22 protein-coding genes are annotated in these 20,835 nt (G+C 62.9%); 14 read left to right on the top strand and 8 right to left on the bottom strand.

The features are described 5' to 3' along the window. Positions 1-210: 210 nt before the first annotated feature. From ACNFBR_RS07490 to ACNFBR_RS07470, 5 genes are all read left to right on the top strand, one after another. The gene (locus ACNFBR_RS07490; RefSeq protein ID WP_016485910.1) at positions 211-747 is read left to right on the top strand and encodes an ATP-dependent zinc protease; all 537 of its coding nucleotides are present in this window, start codon (positions 211-213) and stop codon (positions 745-747) included. 5 nt (positions 748-752) lie between these two features. Then, a complete protein-coding gene (locus tag ACNFBR_RS07485) occupies positions 753-2,288 on the top strand; it encodes an inactive transglutaminase family protein (protein ID WP_416734305.1) in 1,536 nt (511 codons plus the stop codon). Then, positions 2,288-3,268 (top strand): alpha-L-glutamate ligase-like protein, encoded by a 981-nt coding sequence (locus tag ACNFBR_RS07480; RefSeq protein ID WP_416734304.1) that lies wholly within the window; start codon positions 2,288-2,290, stop codon positions 3,266-3,268. The genes ACNFBR_RS07485 and ACNFBR_RS07480 overlap by 1 nt, the downstream gene beginning before the upstream one ends. A 179-nt stretch (positions 3,269-3,447) precedes the next feature. Further along, on the top strand, positions 3,448-4,791 hold the full coding sequence (pabB, locus tag ACNFBR_RS07475) for an aminodeoxychorismate synthase component I (RefSeq protein WP_416734303.1): 1,344 nt from the start codon (positions 3,448-3,450) through the stop codon (positions 4,789-4,791). A gap of 79 nt (positions 4,792-4,870) precedes the next feature. Continuing rightward, entirely contained in the window at positions 4,871-5,605 is a 735-nt protein-coding gene (locus ACNFBR_RS07470; RefSeq protein WP_416734302.1) for a phosphoadenylyl-sulfate reductase, read from the top strand. Positions 5,606-5,704: 99 nt separating this feature from the next. On the opposite strand, the gene cysB is transcribed toward ACNFBR_RS07470, so the two are convergent. The 3 genes from cysB to ACNFBR_RS07455 all read right to left on the bottom strand — a co-directional run bounded on the left by cysB (position 5,705) and on the right by ACNFBR_RS07455 (position 8,390). Then, positions 5,705-6,679 (bottom strand): HTH-type transcriptional regulator CysB, encoded by a 975-nt coding sequence (cysB, locus tag ACNFBR_RS07465; RefSeq protein ID WP_010953293.1) that lies wholly within the window; start codon positions 6,677-6,679, stop codon positions 5,705-5,707. Positions 6,680-6,807: 128 nt separating this feature from the next. Next, the gene (locus ACNFBR_RS07460) at positions 6,808-7,305 is read right to left on the bottom strand and encodes a universal stress protein (RefSeq protein ID WP_416734301.1); all 498 of its coding nucleotides are present in this window, start codon (positions 7,303-7,305) and stop codon (positions 6,808-6,810) included. Between the two features lie 137 nt (positions 7,306-7,442). Beyond that, a complete protein-coding gene (locus tag ACNFBR_RS07455; RefSeq protein WP_416734300.1) occupies positions 7,443-8,390 on the bottom strand; it encodes a putative 2-dehydropantoate 2-reductase in 948 nt (315 codons plus the stop codon). A 232-nt stretch (positions 8,391-8,622) separates the two neighbouring features. Between ACNFBR_RS07455 and ACNFBR_RS07450 the strand changes: the two genes are divergently transcribed. After that, positions 8,623-9,699: a 3-deoxy-7-phosphoheptulonate synthase gene (locus ACNFBR_RS07450; protein WP_416734299.1), complete on the top strand. Its 1,077-nt coding sequence runs from the start codon at positions 8,623-8,625 to the stop codon at positions 9,697-9,699. A gap of 52 nt (positions 9,700-9,751) precedes the next feature. Here ACNFBR_RS07450 and ACNFBR_RS07445 read toward each other — a convergent pair whose 3' ends face one another. Next, on the bottom strand, positions 9,752-10,033 hold the full coding sequence (locus ACNFBR_RS07445; protein WP_025338432.1) for a GNAT family N-acetyltransferase: 282 nt from the start codon (positions 10,031-10,033) through the stop codon (positions 9,752-9,754). 507 nt (positions 10,034-10,540) lie between these two features. Between ACNFBR_RS07445 and oprI the strand changes: the two genes are divergently transcribed. Next, positions 10,541-10,792 carry an outer membrane lipoprotei OprI gene (oprI, locus tag ACNFBR_RS07440; RefSeq protein ID WP_003259780.1) on the top strand — a complete coding sequence of 84 codons (252 nt, stop codon included), beginning with the start codon at positions 10,541-10,543 and terminating at the stop codon, positions 10,790-10,792. Between the two features lie 132 nt (positions 10,793-10,924). On the opposite strand, the gene ACNFBR_RS07435 is transcribed toward oprI, so the two are convergent. The 3 genes from ACNFBR_RS07435 to ACNFBR_RS07425 all read right to left on the bottom strand — a co-directional run bounded on the left by ACNFBR_RS07435 (position 10,925) and on the right by ACNFBR_RS07425 (position 12,970). After that, complete coding sequence (locus ACNFBR_RS07435) at positions 10,925-11,902, bottom strand: L,D-transpeptidase family protein (RefSeq protein WP_416734298.1); 978 nt, start codon at positions 11,900-11,902, stop codon at positions 10,925-10,927. A 113-nt stretch (positions 11,903-12,015) separates the two neighbouring features. Continuing rightward, positions 12,016-12,306, bottom strand: coding sequence for a hypothetical protein (locus tag ACNFBR_RS07430; protein ID WP_110745001.1), 291 nt, complete (start codon positions 12,304-12,306; stop codon positions 12,016-12,018). Between the two features lie 58 nt (positions 12,307-12,364). Further along, a complete protein-coding gene (locus tag ACNFBR_RS07425) occupies positions 12,365-12,970 on the bottom strand; it encodes an arylesterase (protein WP_416734297.1) in 606 nt (201 codons plus the stop codon). A 10-nt stretch (positions 12,971-12,980) separates the two neighbouring features. On the opposite strand from ACNFBR_RS07425, the gene ACNFBR_RS07420 reads away from it, so the two are divergent. The 7 genes from ACNFBR_RS07420 (at position 12,981) to csrA (ending at position 20,431) form a co-directional block, all read left to right on the top strand. Then, positions 12,981-13,664 carry an ABC transporter ATP-binding protein gene (locus ACNFBR_RS07420; RefSeq protein WP_416734296.1) on the top strand — a complete coding sequence of 228 codons (684 nt, stop codon included), beginning with the start codon at positions 12,981-12,983 and terminating at the stop codon, positions 13,662-13,664. Continuing rightward, a complete protein-coding gene (locus ACNFBR_RS07415) occupies positions 13,664-16,171 on the top strand; it encodes an ABC transporter permease (protein ID WP_416734295.1) in 2,508 nt (835 codons plus the stop codon). Before ACNFBR_RS07420 ends, ACNFBR_RS07415 begins: the two co-directional genes overlap by 1 nt. A 197-nt stretch (positions 16,172-16,368) precedes the next feature. Then, entirely contained in the window at positions 16,369-17,127 is a 759-nt protein-coding gene (modA, locus tag ACNFBR_RS07410) for a molybdate ABC transporter substrate-binding protein (RefSeq protein ID WP_416734294.1), read from the top strand. Continuing rightward, complete coding sequence (gene modB, locus ACNFBR_RS07405; RefSeq protein ID WP_016487935.1) at positions 17,127-17,807, top strand: molybdate ABC transporter permease subunit; 681 nt, start codon at positions 17,127-17,129, stop codon at positions 17,805-17,807. The genes modA and modB overlap by 1 nt, the downstream gene beginning before the upstream one ends. Position 17,808: 1 nt before the next feature. Further along, the gene (gene modC / locus ACNFBR_RS07400; RefSeq protein ID WP_416734293.1) at positions 17,809-18,900 is read left to right on the top strand and encodes a molybdenum ABC transporter ATP-binding protein; all 1,092 of its coding nucleotides are present in this window, start codon (positions 17,809-17,811) and stop codon (positions 18,898-18,900) included. Positions 18,901-18,957: 57 nt separating this feature from the next. Continuing rightward, positions 18,958-19,980: a DNA topoisomerase IB gene (locus ACNFBR_RS07395; protein ID WP_416734292.1), complete on the top strand. Its 1,023-nt coding sequence runs from the start codon at positions 18,958-18,960 to the stop codon at positions 19,978-19,980. Positions 19,981-20,233: 253 nt separating this feature from the next. Further along, complete coding sequence (csrA, locus tag ACNFBR_RS07390; protein ID WP_004375914.1) at positions 20,234-20,431, top strand: carbon storage regulator CsrA; 198 nt, start codon at positions 20,234-20,236, stop codon at positions 20,429-20,431. A 43-nt stretch (positions 20,432-20,474) separates the two neighbouring features. Here csrA and ACNFBR_RS07385 read toward each other — a convergent pair whose 3' ends face one another. Further along, the gene (locus ACNFBR_RS07385; RefSeq protein ID WP_416734291.1) at positions 20,475-20,831 is read right to left on the bottom strand and encodes a response regulator; all 357 of its coding nucleotides are present in this window, start codon (positions 20,829-20,831) and stop codon (positions 20,475-20,477) included. Positions 20,832-20,835 lie beyond the last annotated feature (4 nt).

Genomic DNA, 20,835 nt, shown 5'->3' with positions numbered 1-20,835 from the left:
GAACTATCACCACCTCGATGCTGTCAGATCGCGCACCGCTGGCGTCAAGACGTCGGCGTGATAGAATGCCGCGCCTCCGATGGGGTATGGATAGCCTGTCTGTCATACATTCATGCTTGTTGGCAGATAAACGAGGAAGCTTGCGCAGTAGTTGCCAGTCACCTTGACCTGAACCTTGCCTAGAACCTTGCACTGCACCGCGCCAGGATTATGAGACTTACACCCGTTTTATTGCTGCTATGCCTCACCCTGCTGCCGGCCCTTGGCCAGGCCGCGGGCAAGACCGTGTATGGTCTCAACGAATACGCACGGCTGGGCGACCTGGACCTGGAAGTGGCCGCCAAGCTCGACACCGGCGCCAAGACCGCGTCGCTCAGCGCCCGTGACATCAAGCGGTTCAAGCGCAACGGCGAAAGCTGGGTACGCTTCTACCTCGCCATCGATGCGGCCCATTCGCACCCGATCGAACGCCCACTGGCACGGGTAAGCAAGATCAAGCGCCGGGCCGGCGACTATGATGCCGAATCGGGCAAGGCCTACACGGCCCGCCCGGTCATCGAACTCGAAATCTGCATGGGCCAGGCCATGCGCACCATCGAAGTCAACCTCACCGACCGCAGCGCCTTCCAGTTCCCGCTGCTGATCGGCTCCGAGGCGCTCAAGCACTTCGACGCGCTGGTCGACCCAAGCCTTAAATATGCGGCCGGCAAACCTGCCTGTGCCACCGACGCTCCCAAAGCAGAGTAATCCCGATGCGCTCTCTTACCCTCCATCTGAAAGTCCTGATCACCGTACTGGTGCTATTGGGCGTGGCGGTCACGGCTTATCAGATCTTCTTCCTCGGCATCCCGGTGACCGAGGATGAAACCGACGACCTGTGGAACATCGACGCCAAGGTCGAGTTCGTGGCCAGCACCAAGGACCCGGTCAAGGTGCAGATGTTCGTGCCACCGCTGAACCGCGACTACGTCAGCCTCAACGAGAGCTTCATCTCCAACAACTATGGGGTCAGCGTCAACCGTGCCGACGGCAACCGCAAGGTTACCTGGTCGGCCCGCCGCGCCAGTGGCAACCAGACCCTCTACTACCGCCTGGTGCTGACCAAGCGCTACAGCAACGAGAAGACCACGGTCAAAGGCCCGACCTTCCGTGACAGCCTGGCCGTCGAAGGCCCCGAGAAGATCGCCGCCGAGGCCCTGATGGCGCCGATCCGCCAGCACTCGGCTGACGTCGAGACCTTCGTCAGCGAGACCATCAAGCGGGTCAACAACCTCAACGACGACAACGTCAAGCTGCTGCTGGCCGGCGACACTTCGGCCATGAAGAAGGCCCAGATCATCGACCTGCTGCTGTCGATCGCCCATGTGCCGATGGAGAAGGTGCACACCATCCGCCTGGTCGCCGACACCCCGCAAACCCCGGAACTGTGGCTGCGCAGCTTCAACGGCAACGACTGGCTGTACTTCAACCCGGACACCGGCGAGCAGGGCCTGCCGAGCGACCGCCTGCTGTGGTGGACCGGTGACGACAACCTGATCACCGTCGATGGCGGCAAGAAGGCCAACGTCACCTTCAGCATGAACAACAGCGAGATGAACGCCATCCGCCTGGCCAAGCTGACCGACGAGAACACCGACGCCGACTTCCTCGAGTACTCGCTGTACGGCCTGCCGCTGCAAACCCAGCAAACCTTCATGATCATGGTCATGATCCCGATCGGCGTGCTGGTGATCCTGGTATTGCGCAACCTCATCGGCTTGCAGACCCTGGGCACCTTCACCCCGGTGCTGATTGCCCTGGCCTTCCGCGAGACCCAGTTGGGCTTCGGTATCGTGCTGTTCACGGTGATCACCGCCCTGGGCCTGTCGCTGCGCTCGTACCTGGAGCACCTCAAGCTGCAGATGCTGCCTCGCCTGTCGGTAGTGCTGACCTTCGTCGTGGTGCTGATCGCCGCCATCAGCCTGTTCAGCCACAAGCTGGGCCTTGAGCGCGGGCTGTCGGTGGCACTGTTCCCGATGGTGATTCTGACCATGACCATCGAGCGCCTGTCGATCACCTGGGAAGAGCGTGGCGGCGGCCATGCCATGAAAGTGGCCATCGGCACCCTGTTCGCTGCCTCCCTGGCGCACCTGCTGATGATGGTGCCGGAGCTGGTGTACTTCGTGTTCACCTTCCCGGCGGTGTTGCTGATTCTGGTGGGCTTCATGCTGGCAATGGGCCGCTATCGCGGTTACCGCCTGACCGAGCTCGTGCGCTTCAAGGCATTCCTGAAGAAGGCTGACGCCTGATGTTTGGCCTGATCAAGACGTGGAAAGCCCTGGAGGCCCGGGGCATCATGGGGATCAACCGGCGCAACGCGGACTACGTGTTGAAGTACAACAAGCGCCACCTATACCCGATCGTCGACGACAAGATCATCACCAAGGAGCGCGCCCTGGCGGCCGGGATCCATGTGCCGGAAATGTACGGCATCATCGAGACCGAAAAAGAAATCGAGAAGCTCGACCAGATCATTGGCGGGCGTAGCGATTTCGTCATCAAGCCGGCGCAAGGCGCCGGCGGTGATGGCATCCTGGTGATCGCCGACCGCTTCGAGGACCGTTACCGCACGGTGTCGGGCAAGATCATCAGCCATGAGGAAATCGAGCACCAGATTTCCAGCATCCTCACAGGCCTGTACTCGCTCGGCGGGCACCGCGACCGCGCGCTGATCGAGTACCGGGTGACCCCGGACCAGATCTTCAAGAGCATCAGCTACGAAGGCGTGCCGGACATCCGCATCATCGTGCTGATGGGCTACCCGGTGATGGCCATGCTGCGCCTGCCGACCCGCCAGTCCGGCGGCAAGGCCAACCTGCACCAAGGCGCCATCGGCGTGGGTGTCGACCTGGCCACCGGCGTGACCCTGCGCGGCACTTGGCTGAACAACATCATCAGCAAGCACCCGGACACCACCAACGCGGTGGATGGTGTGCAGTTGCCGAACTGGGACGGCTTCATGAAGCTGGCCGCCGGCTGCTACGAGCTGTGCGGCCTGGGCTACATCGGTGTGGACATGGTACTGGACCAGGACAAGGGCCCACTGATTCTGGAGCTCAATGCCCGCCCGGGGCTGAACATCCAGATTGCCAACGACTGCGGCCTGACCCAGCGCACCCATGCCATCGAGGCGCACATCGAGGCGCTGGCCAAAGCGGGCGTTACCGAAGATGCCGAGCAGCGCGTGCGTGTCGCGCAGGGCTTGTTCGGGCATGTGCCTGGCCGCTGAAGAACCGGGGGCTGCTTTGCAGCCCATTCGCAGCACAAGGCTGCTCCTACGGGCCTGTAGGAGCAGCCTTGTGCTGCGAATGGGCCAAACACAATGTTGAATGTCGCGCCCAGTGCTAGGCGCTTTTCCTACACAGGTCTACAATCGCCCTCCTCGCTTTTACATCGCCGTCCACACTGATGCCGACCTGTACGCTCCACCCCCTGCCCTACCAGCCCGACCCTGCCGCCTATTTCGCCCGCCTGCGCCAGGCCCCCGGCGCGATCCTGCTCGACAGCGCTCGCCCTGGCGCCGAACGCGGTCGCTTCGACCTGCTCAGCGCCTGGCCACTGCAACAACTGCAAGCGCAGCCCGATGAAGAGGGCCGTGCCTTCCTCCAGCGCCTGCGTACCGGCCTGGCGCAACTGGGTCACGCCGAGCTGCCCAAGGGTGTAGACCTGCCCTTCGCCGGCGGCCTGATCGGCTACCTCAGCTACGACTTCGGCCGCCGCCTGGAACACCTGCCAAGCCTGGCCACGGACGACCTCGGCCTGCCAGACGCCCACTTGGGCCTGTACGCCTGGGCCTTGGTCAGCGACCATCTGCTCAACACCAGTCAACTGGTGTTCCACCCCAGCCTGGCAAGCGACGAACGCGAACGCCTGATCAGCCTGTTCCAAGGCGACAACCACAGCGAAACCGGCGACTTCCAGCTGCTTGCGCCAATGGCCGGCGACCTGCAGCCCGAGCAGTACAAGGCAGCGTTCGACCAGGTACAGCGCTACATCCAGGCCGGTGACTGCTACCAGATCAACCTCACGCAACGCTTCCGCGCCCCCTGCCAAGGCGACCCGTGGCGCGCCTACCAGGCCTTGCGCCAGGCCTGCCCGACGCCGTTCTCCGGCTACCAGCAGTTGGCCGACGGCAGCACCTTGCTGAGCTTTTCGCCCGAGCGCTTCATCCGCGTTCGCCAGGGCCAGGTGGAAACCCGGCCGATCAAGGGTACTCGCCCACGCGCCAGCGACCCCGTCGAAGACAAGCGCAATGCCGAAGAACTGTTGCACAGCCCCAAGGACCGCTCGGAAAACCTGATGATCGTCGACCTGCTGCGCAACGATCTGGGGCGTACCTGCGAGATCGGCTCGGTCAAGGTCCCGGAACTGTTCAGCCTGGAGAGCTACCCCAACGTGCACCACCTGGTCAGCAGCATTACCGGCCAGCTGGCCAGCAACAGGGATGCCCTGGACCTGATCGGCGACAGCTTCCCCGGCGGCTCGATCACCGGCGCACCCAAGATCCGCGCCATGCAGATCATCGACGAGCTGGAGCCATCGCGCCGGGCGCTGTACTGCGGCTCGCTGCTGTATGTGGACGTGCGCGGCGAGATGGACAGCTCCATCGCCATTCGTAGCTTGCTGGTCAAGGCTGGGCAGGTCAGCTGCTGGGGCGGTGGCGCGGTGGTAGCCGACTCCGAGTGGCAGGCAGAATATGAAGAGTCGATCGCCAAAGTGCGGGTGCTGATGCAGACCCTGCAGGGCTTGTGAGTCCGTCTAGCCCGCGTTTTTTTGTTACCATCACCTCACTACGAGCGCACAGCGCCACAGCCAAGATGGAAACCGCCTGATGAGCCAACCCTTCGACGTCGCCGCCCTGGCCGCGACCTATGCCAACAAGTCCCCGCAGGACATTCTCAAGCTTGCCTTCGAGCACTTCGGTGATGACCTGTGGATCTCCTTCAGCGGCGCCGAGGACGTGGTGCTGGTCGACATGGCCTGGAAGCTGAACAAGCAAGTCAAGGTGTTCAGCCTCGACACCGGCCGCCTGCACCCGGAGACCTACCGGTTCATCGACCAGGTACGCGAGCAGTACAAGCTACCGATCGAAATCCTCAGCCCCGATCGGGCCAAGCTCGATCCGTTCGTCAAGGAAAAGGGCCTGTTCAGCTTCTACAAGGACGGCCATGGCGAGTGCTGCGGCATTCGCAAGATCGAGCCACTGCGCCGCAAGCTATCCACCGTCAGTGCCTGGGCCACCGGCCAGCGCCGTGACCAGAGCCCAGGCACCCGCAGCCAGGTGGCGGCCGTGGAAATCGACAGCGCCTTCTCCACGCCTGAGCGCACGCTGTACAAGTTCAACCCGCTGGCGCAGATGAGCAGTGAAGAGGTGTGGGGTTATATCCGCATGCTTGAACTGCCGTACAACAGCCTGCATGAGCGCGGTTTCATCAGCATTGGCTGCGAGCCATGCACCCGGCCGGTGCTGCCGAACCAGCATGAGCGCGAAGGGCGCTGGTGGTGGGAAGAGTCGACGCAGAAGGAATGCGGGTTGCACGCGGGCAACCTGATCAGCAAGGCTTGAGATTCGCAGCACAAGGCCGCTCCTACAGAGCATCGCATAATCCTGTAGGAGCGGCCTTGTGCCGCGAAAGGGCCGCAAAGCGGCCCCTGCATTTGCGGATCAGTGCACCGGCAGCTCGACGCCTTCGAACAGCTCTTCGAGCTCCTGCTTGTTATGGCACTGAATGGCCTTGGCCATTACTTCACGGGTCAGGTGCGGGGCAAACTTCTCGATGAAGTCGCACATGAAACCACGCAGGAAGGTGCCACGACGGAAACCGATCTTGGTGATGCTGGCTTCGAACAACTCGCTGGCGTCCAGCGCTACCAGGTCACTGTCGAGCTTGGCATCCACGGCCATCCCAGCAACGATGCCCACGCCCAACCCCAGGCGCACATAAGTCTTGATCACGTCGGCGTCAGCCGCGGTGAACACCACTTTGGGCGTGAGGCCACGGTGGTTGAAGGCTTCGTCGAGCTTCGAGCGCCCGGTGAAACCGAACACGTAGGTAACGATCGGGTATTCGGCAACCGCTTCCAGGGTCAGCTTCGGCAGTTTGGCCAGCGGGTGACCTTGCGGCACCACCACGCAACGGTTCCACTTGTAGCACGGCATCATGATCAGGTCGCCGAACAGCTCCAGGGCCTCGGTGGCGATGGCGAAGTCGACCGTACCGTCTGCGGCCATCTCGGCAATCTGCATCGGCGAACCCTGGTGCATGTGCAGGGATACTTCCGGGTATTGCTTGATGAAGCTGCTGATGACCGGCGGCAACGCATAGCGCGCCTGGGTATGGGTGGTGGCGATGGAGAGCGTGCCCTTCTTCTCGTTGGAGAATTCCTGGGCAATCTGCTTGATGCTCTCGACCTTGCGCAGAATCTCGCCGGCGGTATTGATGATACGTTCACCGGCCGGGGTAACCCGGGTCAGATGCTTGCCACTGCGGGCAAAGACTTCAACACCCAGTTCATCTTCGAGCAGGCGGATCTGTTTGCTGATACCTGGCTGGGAGGTGTACAGGCTCTGCGCCGTCGCGGAGACGTTGAGGTCATGGTGCGCCACTTCCCAGATGTAGCGCAGTTGTTGAAGCTTCATAGGTTCCCCTCGGTTCAGCGATGAGTCCGCGGCAGCAGGCAGCGACGATATATAACTATATTAGTGGTTCTGGAAATAAATCTAGAACTATTTTGTTACATGCCCCCGGAAATGGCCTACTGCCATCTTCATGCTTTCCTGCGCCCCAAATGCTGCGCCAATGGCACCATGTACACCGGTACCGGCGACAGCTGCAGCAGCCGCACCGCCGTGCGGCCCAGGGGTACATCCACGCCGGCACCGGCGCTGTGGCTACCGAAAATCAGCAGGTCGACGCTCAGTCGCTGCGCCTGATCGAGAATCACCTGCGCCGGGTCACCCTGGCGCACCCGTACCGCCTTGATCACCGCCAGGTCAGCCTCCTCGCCCAACTCGTCGCGAAAGCTTTCCAGCACACGCTGCTCTATATTCGCCATCACCGTGCTCACCCCCTGGCGATGCAGTTGGTCGAGCGTCTGCTCATCGAGGTAGCTTTGCAGGAGGGATTCGGCGAACTGGCCCATCGGCTCTACCGCGTGAATCACATACAACTCGGCATTGAACGTGCGCGCCAACGCCAGCGCGTGCTGCATCACGAAAGGGGCGTAGACACCGAGGTCGGTGGCGTACAGCATGGAGCGGATCATTCGACCTCCTCGACTGCCGCAGCGGCAGAGCAAGCTTCAGCTTAGCAGCGTGCCGGACGCACGCTTTGCCGTCCGGCGCGCTGCTGCCGCGGGCTGGAGGGCAGCGCAAACGCGCACCGGCAAGGTCAACGCCGCACTCAGCAGGACCGATCGCGGCTATCGAGAAAACTCAGCGCCTGGTACAGCATCTCCATGCGCGGCAAGCTGCAGCCTGCCGCCCGTGCCCGCGCCAGCGGCTCGGCATAGATGGCCTGCAGCTCAAGAGGACGCTTGTGGACGTGGTCGTGGTACATGCTTGGCCAGTAGTCGGGCATGCGCTCGGTCACCTGGAACAAGTGCTGGGCATAGCCTTCGGGCAATACATGGCCACAGGCTGCAGCCCCCTGCACCACCTCGGCCATCAAGGCCTGGATCAACTCACGGGCATGGTTGTCAGCCATCAACGGCGTGGTACTGGCGCCCAGCAGGACCGACAGCCCATTGTAGGGCACGTTCCACACCAGTTTCTGCCAGCGCGCCAGTGCCAGGTTCGCCATGGCCTGCGAATCGATGCCCGCGGCCTGGAACAGCGCGGCACCTTCATTGACCCATTCGGCACCGCCATCCATGGCCGGCCCGCTGTGATAGCCCAGGTTGACGGCGCCTAAAGCCTGGTGACGGATCACCCCCGGCCCCTGGCGGTTGACGCAGATGAAACACAGGCCGCCAAGCAAGTGCATATCGCTGCGCAAGGCCGGGCGCAACTGTTCCTCCACGCCCAGGCCATTCTGCAACAGCACCACCTTGGCACCAGGCGCTGCGGCCTGGACGATCAACGGCGCCAGTTGCGCGTTGCTGGTAGCCTTGGCTCCGATCAGCAACCAGTCACAGCGCGGCATATCGGCGGCACTGGCGTATGCCTGCACCTTCATCTGCAACGCGCCGTGCACGGCACTGTCCAGGCTCAGCCCCTGCTCGCGAACGGCCTGGTACTCGCTGCGCAAGAGAAAATGCACATCGAAACCCGCCCGAGCCAGCATCAACCCATAAAAGCCGCCAATGGCGCCGCTGCCGATGATGCCGATGCGTGGGGTGTGCGAATGCATGCCGATCTCCAGGTCTAGGGTCAGCTCTCTTTTTACACAGGTTGAGCCGCGCTGGGCAGCCCATTCGCGCGCAACCCCCTTGATCAGGGAAAAACCCCACAATGACTGGGCTCAGCCCATTGTCGCGCCACCTGTAACGCGCTAAGGTTCGGCTCCCCGCTGCGATTATTCTTGCTGCTGGGCCGCACGGGGATAGTTGGCGGCCGGCACCCGTGACCTGACGAGTAACACGATGGCTGATTTACCGATCGATGACTTGAACGTTGCCTCCAACGAGACCCTGATCACCCCTGATCAGCTCAAGAAGGAAATCCCCCTCAGCGCCAAGGCCCTGCAGACCGTGACTGCCGGCCGTGAAGTGGTGCGCAATATTCTCGACGGCAAGGACCATCGCCTGTTCGTCGTGGTCGGCCCTTGCTCCATCCATGACATCAAGGCCGCCCACGAGTATGCCGAGCGCCTGAAAGTGCTGGCCGAAGAGGTGTCCGATACGCTGTACCTGGTCATGCGCGTGTACTTCGAAAAGCCACGCACTACCGTCGGCTGGAAAGGCCTGATCAACGACCCGTACCTGGATGACTCGTTCAAGATCCAGGACGGCCTGCACATCGGCCGCAAGCTGCTGCTGGACTTGGCCGAAATGGGCCTGCCGACTGCGACCGAAGCGCTCGACCCGATTTCCCCGCAATACCTGCAAGACCTGATCAGCTGGTCGGCCATCGGCGCCCGCACCACCGAATCGCAGACCCACCGCGAAATGGCCTCGGGCCTGTCCTCGGCGGTTGGTTTCAAGAACGGCACCGACGGCGGCCTGACCGTTGCCATCAACGCCCTGCAATCGGTGTCCAAGCCGCACCGCTTCCTGGGTATCAACCAGGAAGGCGGCGTGTCGATCGTCACTACCAAGGGCAACCCCTACGGGCACGTGGTACTGCGCGGCGGCAACGGCAAGCCGAACTACGACTCGGTCAGCGTCGCCCTGTGCGAACAGGACCTGGCCAAGGCCAAGATCAAGGCCAACATCATGGTCGATTGCAGCCACGCCAACTCCAACAAGGACCCGGCCCTGCAACCGCTGGTGATGGAGAACGTCGCCAACCAGATTCTCGAAGGCAACCAATCGATCATCGGCCTGATGGTGGAAAGCCACCTGAACTGGGGCTGCCAGTCGATTCCGAAAAACCTGGACGAGCTGCAGTATGGTGTATCGGTCACCGACGCCTGCATCGACTGGGCGGCCACCGAGAAGACCCTGCGCAGCATGCGTACCAAATTGAAAGATGTGCTGCCGCAGCGTAAGCGCGGCTGATCGAGGCAAAAAAAAGCGGGGCCGCTGTGGGCCCCGCTCCTTGCTCAGGCATTCAGACCTTGCTGGAATGCCGTTGCTGGCGCTCCATGTAACGCTCGACATACGAGCAGGACGGAATCACCGTGTAGCCCATCTGCTCGGCGTACTCCAGGGCCCGTTCGGTCAGCGCGGCAGCAATCCCGCGGCCACGCAGGGCGTTGGGCACGAAGGTGCGATAGATGTCCAGCGTCTGCTTGCCCAAATCCATGTACGTCAGATAGGCACGATGACCGTCCACGTTGGTCTCGAACTGATGACCGGCCTGGTCATGGTGGATGGTCAGCGCTTCGCTCATCACTACTCCTCGCAGGTCTTCTCGGCAGACCCATACCTTAACCGATGGTTGTTTATCCGGCACAGAATCCTCTACGCCACCTGTTGCCCCTTGGACCACTGGACGATTGCAATCGTTCGGAGCCTCTGGCACTCACAAGATAGTAGGCGCCGCAAGCGTGATTGCTCAAGGTGGCGGCGGTTAAAAATGGCCAAAATGGCATCAGGGCGACTTTCCCGAACCCGCCCAACAGCCGCCGGATGTTCTAGGGCTTAAGACGCTGAACGACAGTTAAAGTCACCCTTAGTTCAACAAAAAAGTTCCAGTACTACAACCGCTTGCGAACCCTGCACATTTTTTTCACAGTCACGTCGCAAATCTTGTCGGCGTGGCGTCAAGCAACATTTTTTTTGCAGTTCTTGCGCTCAGTCAGTTTACTTACTACAAGTAATGGGTACTATGTACGCCGGCCAGTTTCTCTTTCCTGAGAGATGGCTATTTAATAGAAAGTCCTTGAAGGGGAACACGATGAACAACGTTCTGAAATTCTCTGCTCTGGCTCTGGCCGCAGTTCTGGCTACCGGTTGCAGCAGCGTATCCAAAGAAACCGAAGCTCGTCTGACTGCGACTGAAGACGCAGCAGCTCGCGCTCAAGCTCGTGCTGACGAAGCCTACCGTAAGGCTGACGACGCACTGGCAGCCGCTCAGAAGGCTCAGCAGACCGCTGACGAAGCCAACGAGCGCGCTCTGCGCATGCTGGACAAAGCCAGCCGCAAGTAATAATCCTCACGGATTGTTAAGAAGCCGACCCACTTGTGGGTCGGCTTTTTTATTGCCTGTGGATCGGAAAAACGCTACCGGCAGATACGAAAAGGCCTGCACTAAGGCAGGCCCGGATGCCTCGCAATTACCTTACTGCAGTTCAGGCGGAATGCTGGTAACCATCGGTGCGCCACCCTGGCCTTCCACCGGCACGGCAATTTCTACCGGCATGCCATCTTCTGCGGCTACCACGTCTCGCACCATGTCCCAGTTCATGCGTAGGTTATTGGCGAGGTCTTCGCGCTTGAGCAAGGCATTGATAACCGCAGTGTGTTTGTCCACCACCGACGGGTTGCCCTGGTCATCCAGCGGCGTGTGCGCTTCAAGATAGACCTTGCCGCCACTGATGCCGAACTTGTAAGGCTCGTTGATGATGCGCACTGGCGTACCCACCGGCACCATCTTCGACAGTTCCAGCACATTGTTGTTGAGCATGCGGAAGCAACCATGGCTGGTCCGCATGCCAATGCCGAACTTCTTGTTCGAACCGTGGATCAGGTAGCCCGGCACGCCCAGGGTGAACTTGAACGGCCCCAGCGGATTGTCCGGGCCAGCCGGCACTACAGCTGGGAGGATGTCACCATCTGCTGCGTGCTCCTTGCGAATGGAGGCGGGCGGCGTCCAGGTCGGGTTCGGCGTCTTGGCGGTGATCTTGGTGTTGGCGATCGGCGACCCCCAGCCCTCTCGACCAATACCCAGCGGGAAGGTATGAACCACATTCTGCCCTTTCGGGAAGTAATACATGCGGTACTCGGCCAGGTTGATGACGATGCCTTCGCGCGGGCCGGGAGGCAGGATGTAGCGGGTCGGCAGGATGATCTCGGTACCGGCGCCCGGCAACCAGGGGTCGACGCCTGGGTTGGCGGCAATCATTTCCAGGTAGCCGAGGTCGTTGGCGGTGCCGATATCGGCGAACGTGTCCTCGTACTTTGCCTTGATCGCATGCACCTGGCCGACGATGTCTTCACCGGGCGGTGGCAGTGGCAGCTCCAACGCGGTAGCGGGGCCCGCTACCAGCAGGGCGGCCAGGGACAGGCTACGGGTGACGGCAGGAAAGCGCGGCAACATCCGGTAAATCCTTCGAAAGGTGGGTCAAGAGGAACGATTGTACACCCGCGCCGGTGCGAGCGGGAGGCATTGGCGCCATGCAAGCGTTTCAGATGATGAAAGGTGCTTGTCGTTCAGCTGCCATGCAGCTCTGGCCACACCGGACGCATGCCGCGTCGCTGGGCATCGAGGATGGCACGGCACAGGTCGCACAGGCGGCCGTCACGGTAGATCGAACGCGGCACCCCCGACCAGCGCGGTTGCGCTGGCAGCAAGCCACCGCACAAAGTACGGTCGACCGGCACGCCCAGCTCAAGCTGACGGGCCACGAGGTGGACGCGGATTTCCTGGCAGGCGAACAGGTCGAGCTGCTCATCGGGCTCGATCAGTTGGTAGGCATACAGGGACCAGGCGGGGCGCGGCATTGGGGGCACTCGAAACGGGGGGCGCAACATTAGCCGAAAGGCGCCCCCGTTTAAAGCGTCACAGCAAGGGTTTTATCGCTGGCCAGGCATTTTCCAGCAGACGCTGCTGGGCACCCTGCGCCGGATGGATGCCATCGGCCTGCATCAGTTCAGGCACGCCCCCTACCCCTTCAAGGAAAAACGGCACCAAAGGTACCTGTTGGTCCACTGCGAGTTGCTCGTACACCTTGGCAAAAGCGGTGGTGTAGCGCACGCCATAATTGGGCGGCAGGCGCATGCCCAGGAGCAGCACCTTGGCACCGGCCTGGCGCGAGCGCTCGATCATCGAAGCAAGATTTTGTTGCAATTGCGCGGGCGGCTGCCCGCGCAGGCCATCGTTGCCGCCCAGCTCCAGCACCACCAGGCTCGGTTTATGCGCTGCAAGCAGCGCCGGCAGCCGCGCCTGGCCACCTGCGCTGGTGTCGCCGCTGATCGACGCATTGACGACTTTGTCGTCGAAACCTTCGTCCTTGAGGCGGGTCTGCAAGAGAGACACCCAACCCTGGCGGGTATCCAGGCCAAAACCGGCGCTGATACTATCGCCAACAACCAGCAGTGTTCCCGCCGCCGCGCTCTGGGCCAGGCAATACAAGGCCAGACCGGCACTCAACCACCACACTCGCATCGGATTCTCCATGGGCCCCAGCATTCTCATTGCGCAGAACCTTAGCAAAGTGGTCCCCAGCGCGGAAGGCGACCTGACCATCCTCCACGCACTTTCCCTCGACCTGGCCCAAGGCGACAGCCTGGCCATCGTCGGCGCCTCGGGCTCTGGCAAGTCGACCCTGCTCGGCCTGCTCGCCGGCCTCGACCTGCCCAGCGCGGGCAAGGTCATTCTCGCCGGCCACGACCTGGGGCCGCTGGATGAGGACCAGCGCGCCCGTGTGCGCGCCGAGCATGTGGGCTTCGTGTTCCAGTCGTTCCAGCTGCTCGACAGCCTCAATGCTTTGGAAAACGTCATGCTGCCACTGGAGCTGGACGGCCGCCGCGATGCCCGCGAACACGCACGCACCCTGCTGGAACGGGTTGGCCTGGGCAAGCGCCTGAGCCACACACCTCGGCAACTGTCGGGCGGCGAGCAGCAACGCGTGGCCATCGCCCGCGCTTTCGCCGCGCAGCCTGCGGTGCTGTTCGCCGACGAGCCCACCGGCAACCTCGACAGCCACACTGGCGAGCGCATCAGCGACTTGTTGTTCGAGCTGAACAAGGAGCGCGGCACTACCTTGGTGCTGGTCACCCATGACGAACGCCTGGCCCGCCGCTGCCGGCGCCAGATACGCCTGGAAGCGGGCCGCCTTGTGGCGCCGGTGGAGGCCTGATGACCCACATGCCGCTGTCTCGCCTGTGTGGCCTAGCACTGCGCCAGTTGCTGCGCGATGTTCGCGCCAGCGAAGTGCGCGTGCTGTTCTTTGCCCTGCTGGTGGCGGTGGCTGCCAGCACTGCCATCGGCTATTTCGGTGCCCGCCTCAACGGCGCCATGCAGCTGCGCGCCAGCGAATTCCTGGGCGCCGACCTGGTACTGCAAGGCAGCGCACCTGCCCGCGAGCAACAGCTCGATGCAGGCAAGGCACTGGGCTTGCGCCATGCCCAGGTGGTCGAATTTACCAGTGTGGTGGGCGGCGATAACGGCATCCAGCTGTCCAGCGTCAAGGCCGCCGACGGTGCCTACCCATTGCGCGGGCAAGTGCGCAGCGCGCCGGCACCTTATGCCGAGGAAACGCCTGGCGGCGGCCCTGCTCCTGGCGAAGTGTGGGTCGAACCACGCCTGCTGGCGGCACTGGGGCTGGCAGTTGGCGACAGCATCGATGTGGGCATGAAAACCCTGCGCATGAGCCGCGTGCTGACCTACGAACCAGACCGCGCCAACAACTTCTACAGCCTTACCCCGCGCGTGATGATGAACCTGGCCGACCTGGAGGCCACCGGCGTGATCCAGCCGGGCAGCCGGGTCACCTACCGCGACCTGTGGCGCGGCGATGCCGAGGCACTGGCCCGGTACCGTCAGGCCGTGGAAAAAGACCTGGCCGCCAACCAGCGCCTGCGCGACACCCGCGATGGCAACCAGCAGATCGGCGGCGCGCTGGGCAAGGCCGAACGCTACCTGAACATGGCCAGCCTGGTGGCTGTGCTGCTGGCCGGCGTTGCCGTGGCCCTGTCGGCCAGCCGCTACGCCGCACGCCGCCTTGACGCCAGTGCCCTGCTGCGCTGCCTGGGTTTGTCTCGCCGCCAGGCATTGGGCCTGTATTGCCTGCAATTGGCCATGCTTGGCCTGGTCGCCGCCCTGGCCGGCGCTTTGCTCGGCTGGCTGGCCCAGTTGGGCCTGTTCCGCCTGCTGCAAGGTTTGCTGCCCAGCGTGGTGCCCGCTGGCGGCGTCGTTCCTGCCCTGGCCGGTATCGGTACGGGGCTGGTCGCGCTGGCCGGTTTCGCCCTGCCGCCGATCGCAGCGCTGGGCCAGGTGCCGCCACTGCGCGTGCTGCGCCGCGACCTGCTGCCGATACCGCCGAGCAGTTGGCTGGTGTACGGCGCTGCCTTGCTCGCCCTGGGCCTGATCATGTGGCGCCTGAGCCTCGACTTGCTGCTCACCTTCGCCCTGCTCGGTGGCGGCCTGGTCGCTGCGCTGCTGCTCGGCGGCCTGCTGTTGCTCGGGTTGCGCAGCCTGCGCCAGATGCTGGCCGGAGCACCTCTCACTTGGCGACTGGGGCTCGGCCAACTGTTACGCCACCCCATGGCTGCCGCCGGCCAGGCCTTGGCCTTCGGCCTGATTCTGCTGGCCATGGCCTTGGTTGCCCTGCTACGCGCAGAACTGCTCGACACCTGGCAAGCGCAGCTACCCAAGGATGCGCCTAACCATTTCGCCTTGAACATCCTGCCGGATGACCGTGAACCGTTCGCGCAACGCCTGCACCAGGTCAACGCCGCTTCGGCGCCGCTGTACCCGGTCACGCCCGGGCGCCTGGTGCAAATCAACGAGCAACCGGTGCAGCAAATCGTCAGCAAGGACTCGGCAGGCGAGCGCGCCGTGCAGCGCGACCTCAGCCTGACCTGGGCCGCCGAGTTGCCCGAAGGCAACGCATTGACCGCCGGCAATTGGTGGCAAGCCTTGCCCGCTCACGATGAAATCCCCGGGGTTTCGGTGGAAGCGGAACTGGCCAGCAGCCTGAAACTGCAAATGGGCGACCTGCTGACCTTCGACATCGGCGGCCAGCAGCGCCAAGCCCGCGTCAGCAGCCTGCGCAGCGTGCATTGGGACAGCTTCCAGCCAAACTTCTACATGATTTTCCAACCTGGCACACTGCAGGGGCTGCCGACCACCTACCTGACCAGCTTCTACCTGGCACCGGGGCATGACCTGGATATAGTGGCACTGTCGCGAGCGTTTCCTGCAGTGACCATCCTGCAGGTGGATGCCTTGCTCGATCAACTGCGCAGCATCCTCGCCCAGGTGACCCTGGCGGTGGAGTATGTGCTGATGTTCGTGCTGGCCGCCGGGCTGGCGGTGCTGTTCGCTGGCTTGCAAGCCACACTGGATGAGCGCATTCGCCAAGGTGCCTTGCTGCGCGCACTGGGCGCGGCGCGGCCGTTACTGGTCAGGGCTCGGCGGATAGAATTCGGTTTGCTGGGGGCGGCCAGCGGCTTGCTGGCGGCGATCGGGTGTGAGCTGATTACCCTGGTGCTGTACCGCTATGCCTTCGACCTGCAATGGAGCCCACATCCGTGGCTGCTGGTGTTGCCGCTGGCGGGGGCGCTGCTGGTGGGAGGTGCGGGGGTGCTGGGGACGCGGCGGGCGTTGAATGCCAGCCCGTTGACCGTGTTGCGCGAGAGTTGAGGCTGCCTGCAGCGGCCTGTTGGCGGGCAGGTACCTATGTTCAAAAGCAACTGAACAGTGTGGCCGATTCCATACATGGGAACAGCCGTGCGCTGCGAAGAGGGCGAGCCAGCGAAAGCATCAACCAGCCCCTTCCCGGCAAATGGCCTATCGCTATATAGTTCATGACATAACGATAACCCCAAGGAGCTGTCTTCATGCGTATCCGCCCGTCCCACCTGGCCTTCTCTGCCCTGGCCAGCCTGTTCGCCTTCAACACTGCCTGGGCCGACGAAGTCCAGGTCGCGGTCGCAGCCAACTTCACAGCCCCCATCCAGGCCATCGCCAAGGATTTCGAAAAAGACACCGGCCACAAACTGGTCGCCGCCTACGGTGCCACCGGGCAGTTCTACGCCCAGATCAAGAACGGCGCACCGTTCGAGGTGTTCCTCGCCGCCGACGACAGCACCCCGAAGAAGCTTGAAGAAGAGAAGGAAATCGTCCCCGGCTCGCGCTTTACCTACGCCATTGGCACCCTGGCCCTGTGGTCTGCGAAAGAAGGTTATGTCGATGCCAAGGGTGACGTGCTGAAAAAGAACGAATACAAGCACCTGTCCATCGCCAACCCGAAAGCGGCACCTTACGGCCTGGCCGCCACCCAGGTACTGGACAAGCTGAAGCTCACCGACGCCACCAAAGGCAAGATTGTCGAAGGCCAGAACATCACCCAGGCCTTCCAGTTTGTCTCCACCGGCAACGCCGAGCTGGGCTTCGTCGCCCTGTCGCAGATCTACAAAGACGGCAAGGTGACCAATGGCTCGGCCTGGATCGTGCCGTCCAACCTGCACGACCCGATCCGCCAGGACGCCGTCATCCTCAACAAAGGCAAGGACAATGCGGCCGCCAAAGCCCTGGTCGAATACCTGAAAGGCCCGAAAGCCGCAGCGGTGATCAAGTCCTACGGTTATGAACTCTGATGCCACTGGACGCCAGTGACCTGGGTGCCATCTGGCTGACCGTGAAACTGGCCAGCCTGACCACCCTGATCCTGCTGGTTATCGGCACCCCCATCGCCTGGTGGCTGGCGCGCACGCGCTCATGGCTGCGCGGGCCGGTGGGTGCCGTGGTGGCATTGCCCTTGGTGCTGCCACCGACGGTGATCGGTTTCTACCTGCTGATCGCCCTCGGCCCGCACGGCTGGCTGGGCCAGGCTACCCAGGCGCTAGGCCTGGGTAGCGTGGTGTTCAGCTTCACGGGCCTGGTGATCGGCTCGACGGTGTATTCCATGCCATTCGTGGTGCAACCGCTGCAGAATGCCTTTGGCGCGATCGGCCAGCGCCCCCTGGAAGTCGCCGCCACCCTGCGCGCCAGCCCATGGGACACCTTCGTTCATGTGGTGCTGCCGCTGGCCCGACCTGGTTTCGTCACTGCCAGCATCCTCGGTTTCGCCCATACCGTGGGCGAGTTTGGCGTGGTGCTGATGATCGGTGGCAACATCCCCGACAAGACTCGCGTGGTCTCGGTGCAAATATTCGATCACGTCGAGGCCATGGAGTATTCGCAAGCTCACTGGCTGGCCGGTGCCATGCTGGTGTTCTCTTTCCTGGTGCTGCTCCTGCTGTACGCCGGACGCCGCGGCAAAGCTGGCTGGAGCTGAAATGACCGCATCGATTGTGGCGCGCCTTAAACTGGCGCGCGACGACTTTACCCTGGATGTCGACCTGCACCTGCCTGGGCGCGGTATCAGCGCGCTGTTCGGCCACTCCGGCTCGGGCAAGACCAGCTGCCTGCGTTGCCTGGCCGGGCTGGAACGCGCCGCCAGCGCCTACATCGAGGTCAACGGCGAAGTCTGGGAAGACAGCACTCGTGGCTACTTCCAGGCACCGCATCTACGCCCGGTGGGCTACGTGTTCCAGGAGGCCAGCCTGTTCCCGCACCTGTCGGTGCGCGGCAACCTGGAGTTCGGCTGGCGCCGGGTAGCCGCTACCGAGCGCAAGGTAAGCCTCGACCAGGCTTGCCAGTTGCTGGGTATCGGCCACTTGCTGGGCCGCCGCCCGGCAACCCTGTCGGGTGGCGAGGCGCAGCGAGTGGGCATTGCCCGCGCCCTGCTCAGCAGCCCACGGCTGTTATTGATGGACGAGCCTTTGGCCGCCCTCGACGGGCCGCGCAAGCGCGAGATCCTGCCTTACCTGGAACGCCTGCACGACGAACTGGACATCCCCCTGGTGTATGTCAGCCATGCCCAGGATGAGGTAGCGCGACTGGCCGACCACCTGGTATTGCTGGAGCAAGGCCAAGCGGTCGCCAGCGGCCCGATCGGCGAGACCCTGGCTCGCCTCGACCTGTCGCTGGCCCAGGGCGAGGATGCCGGCGTGGTGTTCGAGGGCATGGTGGTGGGGCACGACCCCCACTATGACCTGCTCGACCTGCGCCTGCCCGGCAGCGGCGGGCCACTGTTGCGCATCGCCCACCCGGCGCATGTGATGGGCAGTACGCTACGGGTCAAGGTGCAGGCCCGGGACGTCAGCCTGGCGCTGGCCGCCGACAGTACCTCGAGCATTCTCAACCGCCTGCCAGTGCGCGTGCGCGAAAGCCGCCCGGCCGATAACCCAGCCCACGTGCTGGTCAGCCTGGATGCCGGCGGTAACGCCTTGCTCGCGCGCATCACCCGCTTCTCGGCAGACCAGCTTGGCCTGCACCCGGGCCAGGCGCTGTTTGCCCAGATCAAGTCGGTGGCCTTGTTGGGCTGAGCATCCTGCGTGCGGGCGTTGTCCATTGATCAGTGACCTGATCGAGGCCTGCCGCCCATGCTCGACTGCCCCCTGCCGCGCACCCTGCATTACGTAGACGACAGCCAGCCGGGCCTCACCCGGCGACGCTGGCGTGAGCGCTTCATCTACCTAGATGCCGATGGCCAGCGGGTGCGTGACAGTGAAACCCTCGCGCGCATCGCCGCACTGGTGATTCCACCGGCCTATACGGATGTGTGGATCTGCGCCGACCCGCAGGGCCACCTGCAAGCCACCGGCCGCGACGCCCGGGGCCGCAAGCAGTATCGCTACCACAGCCAATGGCGCGAGCTACGCGACCAGCACAAGTACGGGCGCATGCTGGCCTTCGCCCAGGCCCTGCCAAAACTGCGCGCGCAACTGGAAGCCCACCTGGCGCGGCCGGGGCTGGACCGGGAAAAGGTCATGGCATTGGTGGTGAGCCTGCTGGACCACACCCTGATCCGCATTGGCAACCAACGCTACCTGCGCGACAACCAGTCGTATGGCCTGACTACCCTGCGCAACCGCCATGTGCAGGTCAAAGGCAGCACCATTCGCTTTCAGTTCCGCGGCAAGCGCGGCGTCGAACACAACGTCACCCTCAACGACCGGCGCCTGGCCAACCTGCTCAAACGCTGCATGGAGCTGCCCGGGCAGGCGTTGTTTCAATACCTGGACGAAGACGGCCAGCGCCACAGCGTCGGCTCCAGCGAGGTCAACCAATTTCTGCAGCAACTGACCGGATCCGACTTCACCGCAAAGGATTACCGCACCTGGGCCGGCAGCAGCCTGGCGCTGGACCTGCTCAAACCCCTGGCCTGGGAGCCGGAGAGCGAAGCCAGGCGCCAGGTCGCCGCGATAGTCCGCCAGGTGGCCACGCGCCTGGGCAACACGCCGGCCGTGTGCAAGCGCTGCTACATCCACCCGGCAGTCCTGGAGCACTATGCCATGGGGCGCCTGGCCAATTTGCCGAAAAGCCGTGTGCGCAAGGGCCTGGACCCCGAAGAGGTGGCCTTGCTGCTGTTTCTTCAGGTACTTGAGGAACAGGACGGCCATTAAGCTTGTCTATTCAGCCTATGATGCGAAGAAATTTCCCATTAGCCGCCAAGCCCCCTATTCTTGCCATCGAGCACCTTGGCCGACAAACCGTTGACGGTTTGCTTGGGCACCTGCAACTGAAGACACGCAACAGAATTTGTCTGTCGGGGAATTACTATCCGCCGAAAGCGTCTTTAATGAGAAGGAAGAGGGACAAGCTCCCACCGCCGCGGCAACTAGCCCTGCGGATTTTTACATCACCAAGGAGAACTACATGCTGATACTCACCCGTAAGGTTGGCGAAAGCATCGTCATCAACGATGACATCAAAGTCACCATTCTGGGCGTCAAAGGGATGCAGGTGAGGATTGGTATCGATGCACCGAAAGATGTCCAGGTCCATCGCGAAGAGATCTTCAAGCGCATCCAGGCCGGCAGCCCCGCCCCGGAGAAGCACGACGACTCGCACTGAACCCTCCCTTCTCAGGGTGCATGGATGCGCTCGACCGCCTGGCTCAGGTGCTCAGTAACTGATGCACCTTGGCGATCATCATGTCCATGTCGAACGGCTTCTCGAAGATGGCGGCGAACAGCTCCGAACATCCTTGGTTGGCCTGGGCGCCGCTCATGAGAATGACCGGCAACGCGCTTAACGCCGGGTCTTCGCGCATGGCACGCGCGAGCTCTTCGCCGTTGAGTAGCGGCATCATGTAGTCGGTGATCACCAACTGCACGCGCTTTTCCTTCAGCGCCTCCAGCGCCTTGCTGCCGTTGCTGGCTTTTTCCACCAGGTAGCCTTCGTCCTCCAAGGCAAAACCGAGGATATCGGCGATCAGGTACTCGTCATCGACAATCAGGATGGTGGTGTTCATCGGC

Origin of the sequence: Pseudomonas sp. NY11955, from assembly GCF_048068035.1 — a bacterium.
Lineage (GTDB): Bacteria > Pseudomonadota > Gammaproteobacteria > Pseudomonadales > Pseudomonadaceae > Aquipseudomonas.
The sequence above is the reverse complement of the archived record's forward strand: the minus strand, read 5'-3'. Positions and strand labels throughout refer to the sequence as shown.